General features: G+C 52.2%; 1 pseudogene. It reads right to left on the reverse strand.

What is annotated here, in order from left to right:
- Positions 1–274 (reverse strand): annotated as a pseudogene (locus tag SB772_RS40780) (hypothetical protein); the annotation flags it as partial.

Consider the following 274-nt stretch of genomic DNA (forward strand, 5'->3'; position numbering starts at 1 on the left):
GGGGTCGTAGGCTGGGCAGGTATCCCTGCTGATGTCGTTGCGCAGGGATAACCGCTTGATGGTTAGATGAACCCAACCGAACCCGTAAGAACAGCCAAATCACGAAAGCAAACACACCTAGTATCGTCCAACCACCTAATGCCCACTGCCAACCAACTTGCTCCGATAGCGGTAATACGACGCCTGCGACGATACCTGCTGCTGTGGTCATCGTTAGACTAAACAACCCAGTAATCAACGGAATATGTTGCGGGGTACGCTGCTTAATCACAGG

This window comes from Paraburkholderia sp. SIMBA_030, from assembly GCF_046535245.1.
Taxonomy (GTDB): Bacteria; Pseudomonadota; Gammaproteobacteria; order Burkholderiales; family Burkholderiaceae; genus Paraburkholderia.